Source organism: Pseudoxanthomonas sp. GW2, from assembly GCF_000283075.1.
Taxonomy (GTDB): domain Bacteria; phylum Pseudomonadota; class Gammaproteobacteria; order Xanthomonadales; family Xanthomonadaceae; genus Pseudoxanthomonas.
This window is the reverse complement of sequence record NZ_ALIP01000019.1, coordinates 1-1,144: the sequence shown is the minus strand read 5'-3', so window position 1 is coordinate 1,144 and position 1,144 is coordinate 1. Positions and strand designations below refer to the sequence as shown.

At 72.9% G+C, this 1,144-nt stretch carries 1 protein-coding gene; it reads left to right on the top strand.

The window, feature by feature from the left end:
• Positions 1 to 1,039, top strand: a 1,039-nt coding sequence (gene bcsZ, locus B351_RS0101600) for a cellulose synthase complex periplasmic endoglucanase BcsZ (RefSeq protein ID WP_019397310.1), incomplete at its 5' end; no start/stop codon positions are given.
• Positions 1,040 to 1,144: the final 105 nt, after the last annotated feature.

Genomic DNA, 1,144 nt, shown 5'->3' with positions numbered 1-1,144 from the left:
GGCGTTCGTCGCCCGCCACGTCGAGCAGGACGGGCGGGTGGTGGACTTCGCCAATCCCGACCTGCGCAGCACCTCCGAATCGCAGTCCTACGGCCTGTTCTTCGCCCTGGTCGACAACGACCAGCTGCTGTTCGAGCGGATCCTGGCCTGGCCCCGCCGCCACCTCAGCGGCGGCCGCGCCGACCTCAACCTGCCGGCCTGGCTGTGGGGGCGGGCGGGCGATGGCAGCTGGCGGGTGCTGGACCCCAACACCGCCGCCGACGGCGAGCTGTGGATCGCCTACGCCCTGCTCGAGGCCGGGCGCCTGTGGAACCGCCCGGGCTTCACCGCGGCCGGGCGCCAGGTGCTGGCGCTGATGCGCAAGGCCGAGGTGGTGGACCTGCCCGGTTTCGGCACCATGCTGCTGCCGGGCAACCGCGGTTTTGCCCACGGCGACTCCTGGACCCTCAATCCCTGCTACCTGCCGCTGTTCGCGTTCCGCCGCTTCGCCCTGGCCGACCCCAAGGGACCGTGGGCGAAGCTGGCCGAGCGCAGCGTGGCCCTGCTGCGCCAGGCCGCGCCCAACGGCTTCGCCCCGGACTGGATCCGCTGGAACGGGCGCGCCTTCGTCACCGATCCGGACAAGGGGCCGATGGGCAGCTACGACGCCATCCGCACCTCCCTGTGGGCCGGCATCACCCATCCGGCCGATCCGCTGCGCAAGCCGCTGCTGGAAGCGCTGTCCGGGCCGCTGCGCATGCTGCGCGCGCAGGGCGCGTTCGCCGAGAAGGTGGACGTGCGCAACGGCGTCGGCATCGGCACGCCGCCGCCGGGTTTCGCCGCCGCGCTGCTGCCGTACCTGGCCGCGCACGGCCAGGGCGCCCTGGTCCGCGCCCAGGCTACGCTGGTGCCTGCCTCCGGCGCAGCCGCCGATTCGCTGCCTTACTACGACCGCTGCCTGGTGCTGTTCGGCAAGGGCTGGGTCGATCGCCGCTACCGCATCGCCGCCGACGGGCGCCTGCAACCCGCCTGGAGTACGCCATGTTCCGCCAAACGCTGAAACCGCTCTGCCTGCTGGGCCTGTCGGTGCTGGCCGCGCCGCTGGCGGCGCAGTCGCCCTCGGCCACCCAGCAGCTGGTCAACCAGGGCAACTATTGGCTCGACC